The sequence below is a fragment of the Nocardia kruczakiae NBRC 101016 genome (assembly GCF_001612965.1).
GTDB lineage: Bacteria > Actinomycetota > Actinomycetes > Mycobacteriales > Mycobacteriaceae > Nocardia > Nocardia kruczakiae.
In genome coordinates, this window is record NZ_BDBL01000007.1 from 115,582 (window position 1) to 133,725 (window position 18,144).

Annotated in this window: 17 protein-coding genes; 9 read left to right on the plus strand and 8 right to left on the minus strand. The window is 67.7% G+C overall.

Annotated features, from left to right (window positions below; translation table 11 throughout):
• Positions 1 to 2: 2 nt before the first annotated feature.
• Positions 3 to 845 carry an oxidoreductase gene (locus NK1_RS07635; RefSeq protein ID WP_063007834.1) on the minus strand — a complete coding sequence of 281 codons (843 nt, stop codon included), beginning with the start codon at positions 843 to 845 and terminating at the stop codon, positions 3 to 5.
• A 90-nt stretch (positions 846 to 935) separates the two neighbouring features.
• Here NK1_RS07635 and NK1_RS07640 point away from each other — a divergent pair, with 90 nt between their 5' ends.
• Positions 936 to 1,829 (plus strand): LysR family transcriptional regulator, encoded by an 894-nt coding sequence (locus tag NK1_RS07640; protein WP_063007835.1) that lies wholly within the window; start codon positions 936 to 938, stop codon positions 1,827 to 1,829.
• A 121-nt stretch (positions 1,830 to 1,950) separates the two neighbouring features.
• Here the strand turns inward: NK1_RS07640 and NK1_RS07645 are convergent, their stop codons facing one another.
• A complete protein-coding gene (locus tag NK1_RS07645; RefSeq protein ID WP_063007836.1) occupies positions 1,951 to 2,862 on the minus strand; it encodes a LysR family transcriptional regulator in 912 nt (303 codons plus the stop codon).
• 71 nt (positions 2,863 to 2,933) lie between these two features.
• Here NK1_RS07645 and NK1_RS07650 point away from each other — a divergent pair, with 71 nt between their 5' ends.
• The 4 genes from NK1_RS07650 (at position 2,934) to NK1_RS07665 (ending at position 6,415) form a co-directional block, all read left to right on the plus strand.
• Positions 2,934 to 4,298 carry an FAD-binding oxidoreductase gene (locus tag NK1_RS07650; protein ID WP_063007837.1) on the plus strand — a complete coding sequence of 455 codons (1,365 nt, stop codon included), beginning with the start codon at positions 2,934 to 2,936 and terminating at the stop codon, positions 4,296 to 4,298.
• 83 nt (positions 4,299 to 4,381) lie between these two features.
• A complete protein-coding gene (locus NK1_RS07655) occupies positions 4,382 to 5,320 on the plus strand; it encodes an SPFH domain-containing protein (protein WP_063007838.1) in 939 nt (312 codons plus the stop codon).
• On the plus strand, positions 5,320 to 5,499 hold the full coding sequence (locus NK1_RS07660) for a type II toxin-antitoxin system antitoxin (RefSeq protein ID WP_062998936.1): 180 nt from the start codon (positions 5,320 to 5,322) through the stop codon (positions 5,497 to 5,499). The genes NK1_RS07655 and NK1_RS07660 overlap by 1 nt, the downstream gene beginning before the upstream one ends.
• 109 nt (positions 5,500 to 5,608) lie before the next feature.
• Positions 5,609 to 6,415 (plus strand): hypothetical protein, encoded by an 807-nt coding sequence (locus tag NK1_RS07665; RefSeq protein ID WP_174552702.1) that lies wholly within the window; start codon positions 5,609 to 5,611, stop codon positions 6,413 to 6,415.
• Here NK1_RS07665 and NK1_RS07670 read toward each other — a convergent pair.
• Positions 6,390 to 7,271: a class I SAM-dependent methyltransferase gene (locus tag NK1_RS07670; RefSeq protein WP_063007839.1), complete on the minus strand. Its 882-nt coding sequence runs from the start codon at positions 7,269 to 7,271 to the stop codon at positions 6,390 to 6,392. The genes NK1_RS07665 and NK1_RS07670 overlap by 26 nt on opposite strands.
• 475 nt (positions 7,272 to 7,746) lie before the next feature.
• Between NK1_RS07670 and rpsA the strand changes: the two genes are divergently transcribed.
• Together rpsA and NK1_RS07680 are read left to right on the plus strand one after the other, a co-directional pair.
• Positions 7,747 to 9,216 (plus strand): 30S ribosomal protein S1, encoded by a 1,470-nt coding sequence (gene rpsA, locus NK1_RS07675; RefSeq protein WP_063007840.1) that lies wholly within the window; start codon positions 7,747 to 7,749, stop codon positions 9,214 to 9,216.
• A 188-nt stretch (positions 9,217 to 9,404) separates the two neighbouring features.
• A complete protein-coding gene (locus NK1_RS07680) occupies positions 9,405 to 10,934 on the plus strand; it encodes a phospholipase C (RefSeq protein WP_063007923.1) in 1,530 nt (509 codons plus the stop codon).
• A gap of 54 nt (positions 10,935 to 10,988) precedes the next feature.
• Here NK1_RS07680 and NK1_RS33520 read toward each other — a convergent pair whose 3' ends face one another.
• The gene (locus tag NK1_RS33520) at positions 10,989 to 11,195 is read right to left on the minus strand and encodes a hypothetical protein (protein ID WP_083870720.1); all 207 of its coding nucleotides are present in this window, start codon (positions 11,193 to 11,195) and stop codon (positions 10,989 to 10,991) included.
• A gap of 290 nt (positions 11,196 to 11,485) precedes the next feature.
• Between NK1_RS33520 and coaE the strand changes: the two genes are divergently transcribed.
• Positions 11,486 to 12,682 (plus strand): dephospho-CoA kinase, encoded by a 1,197-nt coding sequence (gene coaE, locus NK1_RS07685; protein ID WP_063007841.1) that lies wholly within the window; start codon positions 11,486 to 11,488, stop codon positions 12,680 to 12,682.
• On the opposite strand, the gene NK1_RS07690 is transcribed toward coaE, so the two are convergent.
• The 3 genes from NK1_RS07690 to NK1_RS07700 form a co-directional block, all read right to left on the minus strand.
• Entirely contained in the window at positions 12,564 to 13,244 is a 681-nt protein-coding gene (locus NK1_RS07690; protein WP_157104130.1) for an aldo/keto reductase, read from the minus strand. The two genes, coaE and NK1_RS07690, sit on opposite strands and share 119 nt — an antisense overlap.
• A gap of 129 nt (positions 13,245 to 13,373) precedes the next feature.
• Positions 13,374 to 13,898, minus strand: a complete 525-nt coding sequence (locus NK1_RS07695; protein ID WP_063007842.1) for a ribonuclease FAU-1 family protein — start codon at positions 13,896 to 13,898, stop codon at positions 13,374 to 13,376.
• An 85-nt stretch (positions 13,899 to 13,983) separates the two neighbouring features.
• Complete coding sequence (locus tag NK1_RS07700; protein ID WP_084460688.1) at positions 13,984 to 14,547, minus strand: DUF402 domain-containing protein; 564 nt, start codon at positions 14,545 to 14,547, stop codon at positions 13,984 to 13,986.
• Positions 14,548 to 15,402: 855 nt separating this feature from the next.
• Here NK1_RS07700 and uvrB point away from each other — a divergent pair.
• Positions 15,403 to 17,586 (plus strand): excinuclease ABC subunit UvrB, encoded by a 2,184-nt coding sequence (uvrB, locus tag NK1_RS07705; RefSeq protein WP_063007925.1) that lies wholly within the window; start codon positions 15,403 to 15,405, stop codon positions 17,584 to 17,586.
• A gap of 71 nt (positions 17,587 to 17,657) precedes the next feature.
• On the opposite strand, the gene NK1_RS07710 is transcribed toward uvrB, so the two are convergent.
• Positions 17,658 to 18,128 (minus strand): VOC family protein, encoded by a 471-nt coding sequence (locus NK1_RS07710; RefSeq protein ID WP_063007843.1) that lies wholly within the window; start codon positions 18,126 to 18,128, stop codon positions 17,658 to 17,660.
• Positions 18,129 to 18,144: the final 16 nt, after the last annotated feature.

An 18,144-nucleotide genomic window follows, 5' to 3' on the forward strand; every position in this document is an offset into this window, starting at 1 on the left:
GGTCAGTCCTCGTCGAAAGCCGTTGCGCGCGCGACCTTCTCCCACTCGCCGATTTCGGCGCGCACAGAGTCCAGGTGGCCGAGCAGGGTGTCGACCGAATCGCTGCCCAGCGGAAGCCGCAGCGGGGTGCGCTCGGACTCGAGGGCGGCGCGGATGGCGGCCGCGGCCTTGGCCGGGTCGCCGGGCTGGGTGCCGTCGCCGCCCTCGATCATGCGGCGGGTCTTGCCGGCGGTGTCGGCGTAGACGTCGGATTCGGCGCTGAAATAGGCTGCGCCGGAACCGAACAGGCCGGTGCGGAAGGCGCCCGGTTCGACGACGAGCACCCGGATGCCGAACGGCGCCACCTCGTCGGCCAGCGCCTCCGACAGTCCCTCCAGCGCGAATTTGGTGGCGCTGTAGGCGGAGAAACCGGCGAACGACATCTGACCGCCGACACTGCTCATCATCACGATCGCTCCGCTGCCCTGGGCGCGCATCTGCGGCAGGACGGCGCGGGTGAGGGCGGCGGGACCGAAGACGTGCAGGTCGAACAGGTCACGCAACTCCCGGTCGGTGGTTTCCTCCACCGCGCCGACCTGGGTGCGCCCGGCATTGTTGACCAGCACGTCGATGCGGCCGTACCGGGCGATCACATCGCTGACGACCGCATCGACGCGGTCGGTGTCGGTGACGTCGAGCGCGACGGCCTCGATGCGATCGGGGTGGGCGGCGACCAGATCGTCCAGCGCCGCGGTGCGGCGGGCGACCGCGACGACGATATCGCCGGCGTCGATCGCGTCCTGGGCGATCGCGCGGCCGAAACCGCTACTGGCGCCGGTGATCAGCCAGACCTTGCCTGTGCTCACGGAAACTCTCCTCGATAGTTCTGGGTACGAGAGAAATCCTTGCCTGTCCCCAGTGGTGGAGTCCAAGACCTTTCGCTATAACCATGGGTTATGGATGTGCACGGACGTGATCTGCGGTACTTCGTCGCTGTCGCCGACGAACTGAACTTCACCCGTGCGGCCGAGGCTCTGTTCATCTCCCAGCCCGCGCTGTCGAAGCAGATCCGCGCTCTGGAACGCCAGATCGGGGCGCCACTGTTCGATCGCGACGGCCGGTCGGTCCGCCTCACTCCGGTAGGTCGGACGCTGGTGCCGCATGCGCGAAAGCTGTTGGCGGACTGGGACAGCGCGCGTGCCGAGGTGGAGGCCGCGAAGGCCGGCCAGCATGCCACCGTCACCATCGGGATCAGTACCAGCCCGGGGCGCGGTTTACTGCCGGCCGTGAGGTCCCGGTTCGCCACCGCGTTCCCGCATGCGAAACCCGCGTTGCGTCAACTGGGCTGGTCCGATCCGACCGCCGGATTGGCCGATGCCGGCGCCGATGTCGCCTTCGTATGGCTGCCGCTGGCCCAGCCGGACCGCTACGACTGGATCGTGGTGGCGCGCGAACCGCGCATGGTGGCGCTACCCGAAAACCATCCTCTCGCAGCGCATTCGGTGGTGGATTTCGCGGATCTGCTCGATGAACCGTTCCTCGCGCTGCCGGAGTCGGCGGCCGAGTTGCGCGACTACTGGCTGGCCGTCGACGCGCGTGGCGGCCGCGCGCCGATCATCGGGGCAGTGATCTCCAGCACCGAGGAAACCTACGAGGCACTGCTGAACGGTGACGGTGTGGTGCTCCTCGCGGCGGGCAATGTTCCGCTCATCGCCCACGAGGGCGTGGTGGCCCGCGAGGTACGCGGCATCGGCCCGAGCGAACTGGCGCTGGCGTGGCGGCGCGGCGAGTCCCGCCCGCTCGTCCGCGGATATATCGACGCGTGCCGCTCGGCAATCGGCGCCGGCTGAGCCGTCGGCGGGTGCGAGCGGCTCGGCTCGCAGCGGTGCCCGCCGGATCGGGATGTCGTCGCGCCGGCCTCGGGTCGGCACACGCCTGGAGTTCCGAGGCCCGACCTGCGCGTGACCAGTCTCAGCGGTGCGCCGCCTTCCGGCGGCCCAGGGCGATGCGCAACTGCCCGAGCAGTACCTTCGCGGCCGGCGCCGCCGGTCGATCCGAACGCCAGACCAGGCCGAGCTGTCCATGCATCTGCGGGTCGGTGATCTCGATCATCCGGACGCCCGCGGCCTCGGCGTGGGCGGCGCCGAGGGCCGGAACCACGGCGATTCCCAGCCCACCGGCCGCCAGTTGAACGAGCAGTGGCGGCGCGGCGGCCTCGAACTCGATTCTCGGCGTGAATCCGGCAGCGGCACAGCAACGTTCGAGCACGCCGCGAATCCCGGTGCCGCGCGGCAGGCAGATCAGGGAGCGCTCGCGCAACTCGGCCAGCGCGATCCGCGATCCGAATTCGTGGTCGTCGCGCGCCACGGCCGCAGCCAGGCGCGTCTCGAAGACGACGTCGACGGCCAGGCGTTCGTCGAGTTCCGCGCCGGTCAGCCCGACCAGGGCGATATCGAGTTCGCCGTGGGCCAGCGCGGCGAGCATCCGGTCCGTGGTGTCCTCGGTGAGGGTGATGCCGACCTGCGGATGATCCCGGTGGAATGCCGACAGGACCGTCGCGACGTCGAACTCCTCGGTCGCCGCCCCGGAGATCAGGCCGATGCGGACCTGCCCCCGCAACAATCCGGTGAACTCGTCGACGGTGAACGAGATCTGTTGTGCCGCAGCCAATGCCGATCGTGCATACGGCAGTACGGCGGCACCGGCGGCGGTCAGTGTCACGGTGCGGCCCGACCGGTCCAGCAGCGGCTGACCCAATTCCCGTTCCAGCTGCCGGATCTGCGCCGAGAGACCGGGCTGCGCCAGATGTAGCCGCTGGGCCGCCCGGGTGAAATTCGCCTCCTCGGCGACGGTGACGAAGTAGCGCAACTGCCGCAGTTCCATAACTGATCATTCTAGTGTCGAGAAGAACTATCTGTTTTACTTCTCATTCGCACGGCGGCAGAGTTCAGGACATGACGAACTCGACCTTCCCCGCCGAACTGCCCACCGTCACCGGCCCGGTCTTCCGCCCGGGTGCGGACGGCTACGGCGCCGAGGTCTCCGGCTTCCAGACCGCCTACACGCATCGGCCGGATCTGGTCGTCGGCGCGGTCCACGCCGAGGATGTGCGCGCGGCCGTGGAATTCGCCGCCCGGCACGGGCTGCCCGTCGCGGTCCAGGCGACCGGCCACGGGCTCTCGGTGCCGGCCGCGGGCGGTGTGCTGATCAGCACGCGCCGGATGACCGACCTGCGCGTCGATCCGGAAGCCCGCACCGCCTGGGTGGCCGCGGGTGTGCAGGCCGAGGCGCTGATCGCGGCGGCGGTCGCGCACGGTCTGGCGCCGCTGAACGGCTCCTCGCCCTCGGTCGGCGTGGTCGGCTATCACCTGGGTGGGGGGCTCGGCATTCTGGCGCGCACCTTCGGCTACGCCGCCGACCGGGTCCGCGCCCTGGAACTGGTAACGGCCGACGGGCGGCTGCGCCGCCTCACGCCCGGTGACGAATTGTTCGGTGCCGCACTGGGATCCGGCGGTAACTTCGGTGTGGTCACCGGTATGGAGCTCGAACTGTTCCCGATCACCGAGGTCTACGGCGGACAGCTCACCTTCGACACCCCGCTGGTCGAACCCGCGCTCGAGGCGTGGCGGCAGTGGACCGCCGAGGTCCCCGAGGAGATGACCTCGGCGATCACCATGATGACGATGCCCGACGTCCCGGCGATTCCGGAACCGCTGCGCGGGCGCTACCTGGCCACCGTCAACATCGCGTTCACCGGGCCGGCCGCCGACGGTGAGCGGCTGGTCCGGCCGCTGCGTGAGGTGGGTGCCCGGATCGCCGACGATCTGCGAACCATGCCCTACCGCGACACGCACGGCATCTACCGCGACCCGAGTTTCCCGCACGCCTATACCGCCACCAATGCCCTGCTGTCGGATCTGACCGCGGATGCGGCGTCGGCCTTCCTCGACGCCACCGGCCCCGAGGCGCCGGTCGCGGCGGTGGCGGGCTTCCGCCATCTCGGCGGTGCGCTGCGCCGCCCGGGTCCGGCGGATATCGCGATGGATCACCGGCAGGCCGAATACAACGCGCGCATCATCACGATGCCGAACTCGGGCGGCCCCGATCAGCGGGGCTACCACGACCTGGTCGCGAAGACGTTGGCGCCGTGGACGATCGGCCACAATCTGAACTTCCTGTACGGCGCCGGGGAGTGGGCCGACGAGAACCAGACCCGCGCCGGATACGCCGCGCGGACCTACGACCGGCTGCAAGCGCTGAAGTCCGCATACGACCCGGCCAACCTGTTCCGTTTCAACCGCAACATCCCGCCCGCCTGAGCCGCTCCGGCGACCCGGGCCCTTGTCGCGGGGAGTATCGCTGCGCTATCGTCGTGATATCACTTCAATATTGGGAGGATGTCATGTCGCTGCGTCCGGCCTTCCGGCTGAACGGGTTCTTGATGCTGTTGGTGCTGCTGGTGGTCGGCACCGCCGGACTGATCGGCGGGGTCGCCGCCTCCAGCGCCGCCGGCTCGGGTGGGGGTGCCGGTGCGGCGATCGGCGCGGTCGCGGGCTATGTGATCCTCGCGGTCGCGGTGATCCTGCTGACCGGACTCACCACCGTCGGCCCGAACGAGGCCAAGGTGCTGCAGTTCTTCGGCCGCTACGTCGGCTCGGTCGCCGACGCCGGCTTCTTCTGGACCCTGCCGCTGACCACCAGACGGCGAATCTCGTTGCGGGTCCGCAACTTCGAGACGCAGAAGTTGAAGGTCAACGACTTCGACGGTAATCCGGTGGAGATCGCGGCGGTGGTCGTCTACCGGGTCGTGGACAGCTTCAAATCCGCCTTCGCCGTCGACGACTACGAGGAGTACGTGCAGACCCAGTCCGAGGCCGCGGTCCGGCACCTGGCCACCGTGCATCCCTACGACGCCGCCCCCGATGTGATGCCCGCGGCCGTGGCGGTGACGCCCGCTCTCGCGGGGGCCGACGACCCGGCTCCGACCAGCCTGCGCAACGGCGCCGAGGTCGCCGAGGAACTGACCACGGAACTGCGCGAGCGCACCGCGCTCGCCGGTATCGAGATTCTCGAAGCGCGCATCACGCACCTGGCGTACGCGCCGGAGATCGCCCAGTCGATGCTGGTCCGCCAGCAGGCCGCGCAGGTGGTGGCCGCGCGCAGCCGCATCGTGGAAGGCGCGGTCGGCATGGTGGGCATGGCGCTGCAGCGGCTCACCGAGGAGGGGATGGTCGACCTGGACGAGGAGCGGCGAGCCTCGATGGTGTCGAATCTGCTGGTGGTGCTGTGCGGCGATCGGTCCGCCCAGCCCGTCGTCAACACCGGAACGCTCTACTCCTGATGGCCAAGCGCGAGCCCAAGAAGGTGCTCGTCCGGCTCGATCCGGCCGTCCACGAGGCGATAGCCAAGTGGGCGGCCGACGACCTGCGCAGCATCAATGCTCAGATCGAGTACGCCCTGCGGATGGCGCTCGATCAGGTGGGGCGCTCCCCGCGGCGGGCCGGGGAGACCCCAGAATGAAAACAAACCTGACACCCGTTTCGTCCGGTATTTATTACCAGGTGGTCACGCCTTGAACACAAAACGCCCCAGGAAGTGCGAAAAGGTCACGAATGGGTAGCTTGGTTGCGTGCCAATCGTGTTCGAAACCGGGGGACTGCAGCAGCTTGACCAGACCACGTGGGGGAATCCGGCCACCCGTGACATCATCACGCTGAGCTATATCGATCTGGTACCGGACTTACCCGCCCCGCTGTCCGACATCGACACGTTGCGCCGCCGCCTCACCGAACTACAGGCCGAGTTCGGCTGCCTGATCGAGGCACATGCCATCAGTGTGGACTCCCAGCCGGCCCTGCTGCGGCTGGAGAAGTTCCCGCTGGCCGATCAGGCGACCGGATTGGGCTTCACCGCCGGAATCGTCGTGCCCAAGGCCGGGTGCAGCGCCATCGTGAAGATCATGTGCCCGGAAACCGGCCGCTCCGGCGTCCGCGAGGCCGCGGTCGTGCCGAAGGTCGGCTTCGCGAACATGTTCCCGCCGCATCCGTACGCGCCCGAGGTCAAGGGCAAGCTGCCCTACAACGTCGCCGACGACGCGCGCTGGGATTCGCAGTTCCCGGACCATCCGCTGACCCGCGCGCGGCGCTGGATCACCCACGTCAGCCGGACCGCGCGCATCGATCCGCGGTTCGCGGCGCTGCCGCCGTTCCTCGGTCCGGGCGGTGCGGAGGCGTCGACCGGTAAGTCGGCGCCCACGGGTAAGACACCCACGGGGAAGACGGAGCCCACCGCGGCGCCCGCCACACCGGTGGCCAAGCCGGATCCGGGTAAGACCACGCCCATTCCCGCGCAGACCTCGTTGTCCGACGGCGAGGCGACGGTGGCGCCGCCGCTCCCACGCGCCGCGCGGGCTAATGCCGCGGCGGCTTCTCGGTAACGAAAATGGCTGTGCCGGGGAAGATCTCACCGCGCAACGGGCTCCACTGACCCCATTCGCGCTCGAGCCATTCCGGCCATTCGGGTTCGACGATGTCGAGCAGGATCAGGCCCGCGCCGACGATGTCGCGGACCCGATCGCCGACCGTGCGGTGATGTTCGACGTAGATCGGTTCGTCGTCGGCGTCGACCTCGACATACGGCGTCCGGTCGAAATACGGGATCGTTGCGCGCAGTCCGTCCGGGCCCGGATCGTCGGGGAAGATCCATCGCATCGGGTGGTTCACCGAGAACACCCAGCGCCCGCCCGGTCGCAGCACCCGGGCCACCTCGCGCATCACCTGGGCGGCGTCGGCGACGAACGGGATCGCGCCGAACGCGGAGCAGGCCAGATCGAACGATTCGTCCGCGAACGGCAGCGCCTCGGCACCGGCCTGCACCAGCGGCACCCGCGGGCCGCCGCGCGCCATGGCCGCGAGTCCGCGGTCGAGCATCGCCCGCGACAGATCCAGTCCGACCGGATGCGCCCCCCGGCCGGCGAGCCAGCGCGAACACGGCGCCGATCCGCAGCCGATCTCGAGCACCCGCCGCCCGGCGACCTCGCCCAGCAGATGCCAGTCGCCCTCGTGCAAGCCCTCCGGGCACCAGACGAATTCTCCGGCCTCGGAGTCGACGCCCAGGAAGTCGGCGTGGGTCTCGTGGTACTGCGCGGCGTCGGCGTCCCACCAGCGCCGGTTGGCGCGCTCGCTGACGGCCGAGCCGACGCTCGTGCGGGTCACCCGAGCGGTGCCGAGCAGGGCGTTGGCCTGGGCATGGCGAGCGTCGTCGAGGTGGGCCGGATGCGGGTCGTCGGACATGGTTCGCAGCGTATGGCACGGGGCGGGCGCGGGCCCTCGCGGACGCCGTCGGGATGTGCCCGCCGGGATGCGCGCGAGCGGGGCGATTACCTCCGGGCCGTGACGGGTACCACACTGTGCGGGAACGGTGTTCGGTGCGGACGTATGATCATGATGCGGGCGGGGACCCGTGTTTGCTTGGCGTAACTCACGTCGCGTACGCTGTTTCCCGCGAGTGTCTTCGGCATTTGCGTAGCCGCTGTCGGTACTGTAGCGCTCGGTACCGGGCGCAGGGGTTACGAATTTCGGAAGTCGCCCGCGGGCTGTGATTTCGCAGCCGGTGCTGTGAGTTTCTGCAGTGAGTACAGCGTTGTGCTGTGTCGCAGCGATGTGCTGTACATGGCCGTCAACGTAGTTCCACCGCTGTGACTTCACAGCAAAACCGAGAGTTCCAATGTCCACTACCGACCACAATCCGTCCGGAGCAACCCAACATATGCCCACCACCGTCACCTCGCCGCAGGTAGCCGTCAACGACATCGGCTCCGCCGAGGACTTCCTCGCCGCCATCGACAAGACGATCAAGTACTTCAACGACGGAGATATCGTCGAAGGCACGATCGTCAAGGTCGACCGCGACGAGGTTCTGCTCGACATCGGTTACAAGACCGAAGGCGTCATCCCTTCCCGCGAACTGTCCATCAAACACGATGTCGACCCGGCCGAGGTCGTTTCCGTGGGCGATGAGGTCGAGGCCCTCGTTCTCACCAAGGAGGACAAGGAAGGCCGCCTGATCCTGTCGAAGAAGCGGGCTCAGTACGAGCGGGCGTGGGGCACCATCGAGGAGCTCAAGGAGAAGGACGAGGCCGTCAAGGGCACCGTCATCGAGGTCGTCAAGGGTGGTCTGATCCTGGACATCGGCCTGCGCGGCTTCCTCCCGGCGTCCCTGGTCGAGATGCGCCGCGTCCGCGATCTGCAGCCGTATGTCGGCAAGGAGATCGAGGCCAAGATCATCGAGCTGGACAAGAACCGCAACAACGTGGTTCTGTCCCGCCGCGCCTGGCTGGAGCAGACCCAGTCCGAGGTCCGCAGCGAATTCCTGCACCAGCTGCAGAAGGGCCAGGTCCGCAAGGGCGTCGTGTCCTCGATCGTCAACTTCGGTGCGTTCGTCGATCTCGGCGGCGTCGACGGTCTGGTGCACGTCTCCGAGCTGTCCTGGAAGCACATCGACCACCCGTCCGAGGTCGTCGAGGTCGGCATGGAGGTCACCGTCGAGGTTCTCGACGTCGACCTGGACCGCGAGCGGGTTTCGCTGTCGCTCAAGGCGACCCAGGAAGACCCGTGGCGTCAGTTCGCCCGCACCCACGCCATCGGCCAGATCGTGCCCGGCAAGGTCACCAAGCTGGTTCCGTTCGGTGCGTTCGTGCGCGTCGAAGAGGGCATCGAGGGCCTGGTGCACATCTCCGAGCTGGCCGAGCGCCACGTCGAGGTGCCGGACCAGGTTGTCGCCGTGGGCGACGACGCGATGGTCAAGGTCATCGACATCGACCTGGAGCGTCGCCGGATCTCGCTGTCGCTGAAGCAGGCGAACGAGGACTACCACGCCGAGTTCGACCCGTCGAAGTACGGCATGGCCGACAGCTACGACGAGCAGGGCAACTACATCTTCCCCGAGGGCTTCGACCCCGAGACCAACGAATGGCTCGAGGGCTTCGACAAGCAGCGGGAAGAGTGGGAAGGCCGCTACGCCGAGGCCGAGCGTCGTCACAAGATGCACACCGCTCAGATGGAGAAGATGGCGGCCGACGCCGCCGCCGAGGCCGCCAACGGCGGTGCCTCCGGTAACTACTCCTCCGAGAGCGGCGCGCAGAGCTCGTCCGCCAGCTCCTCGGAGCCGGCCGGCGGTTCGCTGGCCAGCGACGCGCAGCTCGCCGCGCTGCGTGAGAAGCTGTCCGGCAACGCGTAATTCGCCGAGCTGAAACGAAGGCCCCGGTCCATCGGACCGGGGCCTTCGCCCATCTCCGGGCTGCCCATTCAGACCGTCGTCACCGCGTCGCTACCGCCGGTCCATTATCCTCGGCGAGGATCTGCCACTGCGCTGGCTTGTCATCCGGCACTGTTGTGTTCACCGACGCGGAAGGTCTCGGCACCGGAATGGGTCTGTTCGACGGCATCAAGAGGCGTGATTTTCTGGCGAAGGCCATGGCGGCCGGTGGGGTCGGGGCGCTGGCCGCCTGGGCGAACCCGATCATCGAGCGTGCACACGCGGCCGACCCGGCGGGGATGGGCGGGCTCGGCGACATCGAGCATTTCGTCCTGCTGATGCAGGAGAACCGCTCGTTCGACCACTACTTCGGAACCCTCTCCGGCGTAAGGGGTTTCGACGACGCCTCGCCGGCGTGGAAGCAGTACGGCTACGCTCCCGGCGTCGGGCCCACCGCCGACGGGTTCATCGTCCCGTTCCGGCTCGACACCACCCGCGGCGCGACCCTCGACGGCGAATGTATCAACGATCCCGATCATTCCTGGGGCGGTATGCACGAGGCGTGGAACGGCGGCCGCAACGACCGCTGGATGCCGATGTCGGTCGCCGGCGTCGGCGCCGCCAACGGTCCGGCGGCCATGGGGTATTACACCCGCGCCGATATCCCGATTCACCACGAGCTGGCCGATGCGTTCACCCTCTGCGACCACTACCACTGCTCGGTCCTCGGCCCGACCGACCCGAACCGGCTGTACTGGGTCTCCGCCACCATCGACCCCGACGGTCTGGCCGGCGGTCCGCTGGTGGAGACGCCGACGCTGATCCCGCAGAACGCCTACAGCTGGCGCACCTACCCGGAGAACCTGTCCGAGGCCGGCGTCGACTGGAAGATCTACAACAATCGCGACGTCGGCCCCATCTCGTCGGTGATCCTCGACGGCATGATGGGCTGCTTCAAACAGGCCGCGGACCCGAATTCCGAACTGGCCAAGCGCGGCAAGGCTCCGGTCTATCCGCAGGATTTCGCGGCGGACGTGGCCGCCGACCGCCTGCCCTCGGTGTCGTGGGTGATTCCGCCGCTGTTGAACTGCGAACATCCGGCGCTGCCACCGGCATTGGGCGCGGTGGGCATCATGCAGGTGCTCGACATCCTCACCTCCAATCCGAAGGTGTGGGAGAAGACCGCGCTCATCGTGAGCTACGACGAGAACGGCGGATTCTTCGATCATGTGACCCCGCCGACCCCGCCGCCCGGCACACCGGGGGAGTACCTCACCGTGGATCTCGGCCGGGTACCCGCCGCCAAGGGGGTCGCGGGCCCGGTCGGATTGGGCTACCGCGTCCCGTGTTTGGTCATCTCGCCGTATTCCCGCGGCGGCCTGGTCGCCTCGCAGACGTTCGATCACACCTCGCAATTGCGTTTGCTGGAACGTCGTTTCGGCGTGGACGTTCCGAATTTGACCGCCTGGCGCCGCAGCGTCACCGGCGATATGACCTCGGCCTTCGATTTCGGTTCGGCACCCGATTCCGTGCCGCCGCGAATTACCGATCCGAGACCGAAATCGGATGCCGCTCTGGCGCAATGTGGTCCGAATATCGCGCTCGGCACCGAGGATAAGGGAATTCCCTATCCGGTGCCGCCGAATGCGATGCCGAGCCAGGAACCGGGCTCGCGCCGAAGTCCGAGCGGTCTGGTGTGAAATACCGGCGGCCCACCGAGTACGCGGTGGGCCGCCGAACGTTCGAGGTACTGGTCAGCTTGCCGTGGCGGGAATCCAGCGGGTGGCGCCGCTGCGGCTGCGCATGGCGGCGAAGCTGTGCCGAGCGGGGCTGAGTAGGGCGGTCAACCACGAACGGCGATGTTCGGCCAGTGCTGCCGCAACGGCGGGTATCCGAATGCAGTGCACGGTGCCTGCCAAACCCAGCCGGTGGCGACCCGACTGGATGTGTGTGGTGCCCAATGATCGTCCTTCGCTAGCTCGGATGGCCTGGATCGCCCGGGGCGAAACAGTAGCGGAACAAAAGTGCGGGGCTGCGGATTTTGCGTGACTTCGGACCCGGCGTGTCGGAAAGTTGCCGACTCCAGGTCGGTATCGGGCGGAAAAAGTTGCGAATTGATATCACCGGCGTCACGGAATGGGTAATACCGCGCGGATGAGGTGAAAAAGAAACACGCGGTGGGTAATCAGTTCGATCGGCCCGCGGCCGGGGTGCGGGCGCGGACGCCGGCAGTGGATGCGAGACTGGGGAAATGTTGCGTATCGGTCTCACCGGAGGCATGGGAGCGGGTAAGTCGACGGTGGCGCGGCTGCTGGTGGAACGCGGGGCGGTGCTGGTCGACAGCGACGCCATCGCCCGCGAGGTCGTCGAACCCGGCACCGAGGGCCTGGCCGCACTGGTCGCGGCATTCGGCCCGGACATTCTGGCCGAGGACGGCAGTTTGAACCGCCCGGCGCTCGCGGCGGTCGCCTTCGCGGACGAGCAGTCGCGAACGACGCTGAACTCGATCACCCATCCGCTGGTCGGCCGGCGCACCACCGAGCTGATCGCCGCCGCGCCCGCGGACGCCGTTGTGGTGCAGGATGTTCCGCTTCTGGTCGAGAACAATCTCGGCGCGATGATGAATCTCGTCGTGGTGGTGATGGCCGACGAGCAGACTCGCGTGCACCGGCTCGAGCAGTTCCGTGGCGTGAGCCGTGCGGACGCGCTGGCGCGGATCAAGGCGCAGGCGAGTGACGACCAACGGCGTGCGGCCGCGGATGTCCTGTTGGACAACAATTCCGATGCCGAGGCGCTGGCACCGCAGGTGCGAGCGCTGTGGGAGCAGCGCCTGCTGCCCTTCGAACACAATGTGCGCACCGGGACTGCGGCGCGCTCGACCGGGCCGGTGCGGTTGGTCGAGCCGGATCCGCAGTGGGCGGCGCAGGCGCAGCGGTTGATCGGTCGGCTGTGGCTGGCCTGCGGTGGCGACGCGCGCCGCATCGATCATATCGGTTCCACCGCCGTGCCGGGGCTGGCCGCCAAGGATGTCGTCGACATCCAGATCACGGTCGCCGACCTCGCGACGGCCGACGCGCTGCGAGATCGATTGGCCGCCGCCGGTTTTCCGCCGATCGACTCGGTCACCGGCGACAACCCGAAGCCGACGCCTCAGGACCCCGCGGGCACCGATGCCGAGCTGTGGGCGAAACGTCTGCACGGCAACGCCGATCCCGGGCGGCTCGCGAATGTCCATGTGCGCGTGGACGGTTCGCCGGGGCAGCGGTTCGCCCTGGACTTCCGCGACTGGTTGCGAGCCGACGCCGACGCCCGTGCCGAGTACCTGGAGATCAAGCGCCGCGGGGAGGCGGAGGCGACGGGCAAGGTGGGCGATGAGGCCGTCGAGGCGTACCTGTCGGTGAAGGAACCCTGGTTCGACAAGATCTACGAACGGGTTCCGCGCGCCTGACGCAGTATTCGTTCTGCGCGCTGATGAACCGCTCGAGATTGCCTGTGCGGGCGGTCCACTCGGCGTCGGCGGTCTGCCAGCCGGTGAAGTTGGAATGGCCCAGGTACCGGATCTTGCCCTCGTGGACGAGATCGTCCAGCGCGGACAGCGTCTCCTCGATCGGCGTAGCCGGATCCGGGCGATGCAGCTGGTAGAGATCGATCCAGTCCGTACGCAGCCGGCGCAGCGACTGCTCGACGGCCCGGCGGATGTAGCGGCGTGAGCCGCGCGCCCCCCAGTCCTCGCCGTTGTCCTCGCCGAGGCGGCGCACATCGTTGCCGAACTTGGTCGCGATGACGACATCGTCGCGTCTGCCTTGCAGGATCTCGCCGATTCGCCGTTCCGATTCCCCGTAGGAGTCGGCCGTATCGATCAGGTTGATGCCGTGGTCGAGCGCGGCGTGCAGCACGGCCCTGCTCTGCTCGAGATCGAGCTTCATCCCGAAATTGTTGGTGCCCAGCCCGACGACCGAGACCGCGAGCCCCGAACTCCCGACACGACGCAACGACGACGACTCACCCATGGCTCTCCCGGTTCTCGAGGGGCCGTGAACGACCAGGCTGGACCCTGGTGGCGTGGCCCCACGCGAAGAAGAGTTCGGCGCAGCCCGACTCGTTTCCGGCATCTGCCGCCCAGGGCTCGGCGCTGGGTCTCACCGCCAGCCGAGGGTGATACCTCGGGAGCGCAGCCAGGCTTCGAAATCGTGTCCGTGCGCGGCGATTCCGTCGATGGCGATGGTGGCGGCCTCGATCGCCTGCTGGGCCTCGGCCGCGCTCAGATATCCGGCGGCGTGGGCGGCCAGCAACTCGTCGACGTCGAGCAGAATCGCCTCCCGTCCGGTGCGGACGACGATGTCGAGGTAGTGGTCGACCGACTTCCACATCTGCGGGCCCGCCGGGGAGAAATCACCGATATCGAGGTAGAAGTCCTGATCGCGCGGGTGGGTGGGGCGGAAGTGGAACACGGTGGCGCGCAGCGACAGCTGCGGTAGCAGCCAGGACTCGAGGTAGTGGAATTCCGGATGATCCGCGGCGCGGGCCATGTAGAGGCCCCAGGGTTCGGTCCGGTACGTCTCGACCGGCCGCACGAAACCCTTGGGATCGGTATTGGTGGACCCGGCGAGGTCGAAGTACTCGATCTTCGGCCGATGCAGATCGACCACATGCCCCTGCGTCATGCTCCGAATCTACCGTCGCCGGCCCGCGAAACGCCCGCTCGCGCCGCGATTCGATGATCATCGGCGCGAGCGGGTGGTGACGGGGTTACAGCCAGTGCAGTGTGACGCCCTGGGTGGTGAGCCAGCGTTCGAAGTTGTGATCGTGCGAGGCGATACCGTCGACGACGGCGGTGGCCTGCTCGAACGCCCGCTGGGCCGTCTCGGCCGACACATGGCCGGCCGCGTGCGCGGCGAACAGTTCGTCGACCCCGTGTAGCTCGCAGACATGGCCGTTGCGGGCGACGATGTCGATGTAGTGGTACTCGGCCCGCCAGCGCTTCGGCTCGATCTTGGCGAAGTTGCCGATATAGATGTGATAGATCGGATCGCGATCGTGTGCCGCGTTGACGTGATGCATGGTGACGCGGACCGACTGCTTGGGCAGGAGCCAGGTCTCGGTGTAGCGGTAGGGCGGGGTGTCGGCCGCCCGGACCAGATACAGACCCCACGGCTCGACGTGATAACTGTCGACCGAATGGACGAATCCGCGGGAATCGGTTCTGGTGAGATCGGCGATGTCGAAATATTCGACGTGCGGTCTGTGTGCCGTGCCCGATGGTGGCACCGGAATCGGTGTTTTTCGGCCCGGAATGTTGCGATTCGACGGCATTGGGCTGACTCCATTGGGCGCGGCAGTGCGCAGAGTCCGGGTGACACGTTCAGCGAGGAAACCGGCCATAACACTTGCCCTTCTCGACTTCCGACCGGATCAGCGTACACCCGGGCAACCCCCTCCGGCGGGGTGAAAACGACACGGAATCCGGCTGATTCGGCCGTGTCGTTATCGTCGAGCCGCCCTGCTCTACCAGACATTTCGGGCATTTGGTCGCTTGATTCACTGCTGCGCGCGCGGTTGCCGGGGCAATGCTCCCGGGGCCCCGGCAAACCTCCGGCCGGACCTGTCGCAATGGTCGGCGGCGGCGCTTCGGTGGCGCCGCTGGGCGGGACTGTGTCGTCACTTCGGGCGAATTGTCGAATTATTCTGTGGAGCAGTGGGTCCGGCCTGTTGTGGCCGAAAGATGGTGGCATGAATCGAATTGTTCGAAATGTCCGAACGAGTCGGCCGGGAATTGTGGTGTCGGTGACGCGAGTCCGGTCGAAATGATTGGGATAGGGCGTGTTCCGGAGGGGTGAACGGGTTCCGTCGCCGGGCGATCGTATCGACGTCCGATATGGCGGCTTCGGTTCGCGGTGGACGATGCCGGCGGGTGTGGAAGCGGGAGCGGCGGCCGAGCCCGCTGTGACGGTCCTCGCGTCGGGGGTCGGCGGGCCGCTGGTATTGCCGTGTGGTTGCCCTGAGCAGTCGGTGCATCCAGCGCCGCGGCCGGGCGGCCCCTGGCCACGCCGCCGCAGCGCCTGTGCCCGCCGATACGGAGTCGTGGCCGAAAAATGATCACCGGGTGTGTCGCTGTGCCCGCGATCACGGCGCCGGAACTTGTCGGTGTCGCGGCTTACCCTGGTGACCATGGCTTTCGCAACGGAGATCCCCGCGGATTCGGACGCACCCGGCGAGCAGCCGCTGGCGCATTCGGAATTCCGGCCGATCGGGGCGATCGAACGCTCCGACGGGCGGTTCGAGGTCGTCAGCGAGCATCGGCCCGCCGGTGACCAGCCTGCCGCGATCGCGGAGCTGGAGCGGCGGTTGCGTGGCGGTGAGAAGGACGTGGTGCTGCTCGGCGCCACCGGGACCGGCAAGTCGGCCACCGCGGCCTGGCTGATCGAGCGGGTCCAGCGCCCGACCCTGGTCATGGCGCCGAACAAGACCCTGGCCGCCCAGCTGGCCAACGAACTGCGCGAGATGTTGCCGCACAACGCGGTGGAGTATTTCGTCTCCTACTACGACTACTACCAGCCCGAGGCCTACATCGCGCAGACCGATACCTACATCGAGAAGGACTCCTCGATCAACGACGACGTGGAGCGGCTGCGCCATTCGGCGACCTCGAGCCTGCTCTCGCGCCGCGATGTCGTGGTGGTCGCCTCGGTCTCGTGTATCTACGGCCTGGGTACGCCGCAATCCTATCTGGACCGCTCGGTGCAGCTCGAGGTCGGCGCCGAGGTCGAGCGCGACCGGCTGCTGCGCCTGCTGGTCGATGTCCAGTACACGCGCAACGACATGGCCTTCACCCGCGGTTCGTTCCGGGTGCGCGGCGACACCGTCGAGATCATCCCCTCCTACGAGGAACTCGCGGTCCGCATCGAATTCTTCGGCGACGAGATCGAGGCGCTGTACTACCTGCATCCGCTCACCGGCGATGTGGTGCGCCAGGTCGACACCCTGCGTATCTTCCCGGCCACCCACTATGTGGCCGGACCGGATCGGATGGAGCGCGCGGTCGCCGATATCGAGACCGAACTCGAACAGCGGCTCGCGGATCTGGAGCGGCAGGGCAAACTGCTCGAGGCGCAGCGGCTGCGCATGCGCACCCAATACGACCTGGAGATGATCCGGCAGGTCGGGTTCTGCTCCGGTATCGAGAACTATTCGCGGCATATCGACGGCCGTCCGGCCGGTTCGGCGCCGGCGACGCTGCTCGACTACTTCCCGGAGGACTTCCTGCTGATCATCGACGAGTCGCACGTGACCGTGCCGCAGATCGGCGGCATGTACGAAGGCGATATGTCGCGCAAGCGCAACCTCGTCGAATACGGTTTCCGGCTGCCCTCTGCGGTGGACAACCGCCCGCTCACCTGGGAGGAGTTCGCCGACCGGATCGGCCAGACCGTATACATGTCGGCGACGCCCGGCCCATACGAACTGGGCAGCACCGGCGGTGAATTCGTCGAGCAGGTGATCCGCCCGACCGGACTGGTCGACCCGCAGGTGGTGGTCAAGCCGACCAAGGGCCAGATCGACGATCTGGTGCACGAGATTCGTACCCGCACCGAACGCGATGAACGCGTCCTGGTCACCACCCTCACCAAGAAGATGGCCGAGGATCTCACCGACTATCTCCTGGGCATGGGTGTGCGCGTGCGCTACCTGCATTCGGAGATCGACACGCTGCGCCGCGTCGAACTGCTGCGGCAGTTGCGGCTGGGCGAATACGACGTGCTGGTCGGCATCAACCTGCTGCGTGAGGGCCTCGACCTGCCGGAGGTGTCGCTGGTCGCGATCCTGGACGCCGACAAGGAGGGGTTCCTGCGCAGCGCCACCAGCCTCATCCAGACGATCGGGCGTGCCGCGCGCAACGTCTCCGGCGAAGTACACATGTACGCCGACAAGGTGACCGATTCGATGCGCCAGGCCATCGACGAGACCGAACGGCGGCGGGCCAAGCAGGTCGCCTACAACGAAGCCAACGGCATCGATCCGAAACCGCTGCGCAAGAAGATCGCCGACATCCTCGATCAGGTCTATCGCGAGGCCGACGAGACCGAGGTGGAGGTCGGCGGATCCGGGCGCAACGCCAGCCGCGGCCGCCGAGCCCAGGGTGAACCCGGCCGCGCGGTGAGCGCCGGGGTGTACGAGGGCCGCGATCTCGCGAACATGCCGCGCGCGGAACTGGCGGATCTGGTGGCCCAGCTGACCGATCAGATGATGAACGCCGCCCGCGAATTGCAGTTCGAGCTGGCCGGGCGATTGCGCGATGAGATCGCCGACCTGAAGAAGGAGTTGCGTGGTATGGATGCCGCCGGGCTGAAATGAGTTCCCGCGCAGCGTCTTTCCCACCTACGCCGGGGTGCCCCGGCCGGACCGGGGCACCCGCGCGGGCCGCGTCAGCTCTGCGTGGCCATCCACTCGTCGACCCGGCGCTCGGCCTCCTCGCGCGAGACGTCCTCGACCCGGGTCATGACCACCCAGCGATGTCCGAACGGATCCATCACCAGCCCGTAGCGATCGCCGGTGACGAACGTCTGCGGCTCCTCGACACGGGCGGCGCCGTGTTCGGCGGCGCGGGCGACGACCGCGTCGGCATCGGGGCAGTAGTGCACGATGCTGGTGTGCACCCAGTCCGATTCGGGTGCGCGCACCCCGTGTTCGGGGATGGGCATCCCCATCTGGATGGTGGAGTCGCCGATCGCCAGTTCGGCGTGTGCCGGTTGCCCGTCGGGAAGGTCGTTGCGGCTGAGCACCTTCGCGCCGAAGACCGCGGAGTAGAACTCGATGGCCTTGTTGCCGTCGGGTACGGCCAGGAAACAGTTGATGGAGTGGTAACCCTCGGGAACGGGATTGACGTCGTTGCTCATAGGAACAACTCTCGGC

Coding starts and splice junctions, on each gene's coding strand:
- NK1_RS07640 (WP_063007835.1), top strand. CDS start 936: ATGGATGTGCACGGACGTGATCTGCGGTACTTCGTCGCTGTCGCCGAC.
- NK1_RS07645 (WP_063007836.1), bottom strand. CDS start 2,862: ATGGAACTGCGGCAGTTGCGCTACTTCGTCACCGTCGCCGAGGAGGCG.
- NK1_RS07650 (WP_063007837.1), top strand. CDS start 2,934: ATGACGAACTCGACCTTCCCCGCCGAACTGCCCACCGTCACCGGCCCG.
- NK1_RS07655 (WP_063007838.1), top strand. CDS start 4,382: ATGTCGCTGCGTCCGGCCTTCCGGCTGAACGGGTTCTTGATGCTGTTG.
- NK1_RS07660 (WP_062998936.1), top strand. CDS start 5,320: ATGGCCAAGCGCGAGCCCAAGAAGGTGCTCGTCCGGCTCGATCCGGCC.
- NK1_RS07670 (WP_063007839.1), bottom strand. CDS start 7,271: ATGTCCGACGACCCGCATCCGGCCCACCTCGACGACGCTCGCCATGCC.
- rpsA (WP_063007840.1), top strand. CDS start 7,747: ATGCCCACCACCGTCACCTCGCCGCAGGTAGCCGTCAACGACATCGGC.
- NK1_RS07680 (WP_063007923.1), top strand. CDS start 9,405: ATGGGTCTGTTCGACGGCATCAAGAGGCGTGATTTTCTGGCGAAGGCC.
- coaE (WP_063007841.1), top strand. CDS start 11,486: ATGTTGCGTATCGGTCTCACCGGAGGCATGGGAGCGGGTAAGTCGACG.
- NK1_RS07690 (WP_157104130.1), bottom strand. CDS start 13,244: ATGGGTGAGTCGTCGTCGTTGCGTCGTGTCGGGAGTTCGGGGCTCGCG.
- NK1_RS07695 (WP_063007842.1), bottom strand. CDS start 13,898: ATGACGCAGGGGCATGTGGTCGATCTGCATCGGCCGAAGATCGAGTAC.
- NK1_RS07700 (WP_084460688.1), bottom strand. CDS start 14,547: ATGCCGTCGAATCGCAACATTCCGGGCCGAAAAACACCGATTCCGGTG.
- uvrB (WP_063007925.1), top strand. CDS start 15,403: ATGGCTTTCGCAACGGAGATCCCCGCGGATTCGGACGCACCCGGCGAG.
- NK1_RS07710 (WP_063007843.1), bottom strand. CDS start 18,128: ATGAGCAACGACGTCAATCCCGTTCCCGAGGGTTACCACTCCATCAAC.